The 515-nt window shown below is 45.0% G+C and carries 1 protein-coding gene; it reads left to right on the forward strand.

Annotation, left to right across the window (positions count from 1 at the left end):
• Window positions 1-460 (forward strand): bifunctional 3-hydroxydecanoyl-ACP dehydratase/trans-2-decenoyl-ACP isomerase (gene fabA, locus R7R78_RS29515; RefSeq protein ID WP_225475013.1); only part of this gene is annotated, 460 nt, incomplete at its 5' end.
• Between the last annotated feature and the right edge of the window lie 55 nt (window positions 461-515).

Consider the following 515-nt stretch of genomic DNA (forward strand, 5'->3'; position numbering starts at 1 on the left):
GCTTTTTGGTCCGGGCTACCCACAACTTCCTGCACCAAACATGCTAATGATGGTCCGAGTTACTAAAATGTCTGAAACAGAAGGTGATTTTGGTAAAGGTTTAATTCTTGCAGAGTTGGATATTACTCCAGATCTTTGGTTCTTCGATTGTCACTTCCCTGGTGACCCAGTAATGCCAGGCTGTCTCGGTCTAGATGCCATGTGGCAGCTAGTGGGCTTCTTCTTAGGTTGGGTCGGCGGCAAAGGCAAAGGTCGAGCTCTTGGCGTTGGTGAAGTGAAGTTTACTGGCCAAATTCTGCCAACTGCTAAGAAAGTAACGTATGAAATTCATATGAAGCGCGTTGTGAACCGTAAACTAGTGATGGGTCTAGCAGACGGCCGTGTATGCGTTGACGGCAAAGAAATTTATGTTGCGAAGGATCTTAAAGTTGGCTTGTTCCAAGATACTTCGAGCTTCTAGTTACCCTTCTCTATAAATTTTTAAGGCCCCTATCTGGGGCTTTTTTATGCTTAGT

Source organism: Vibrio sp. 2134-1 (assembly GCF_033339495.1).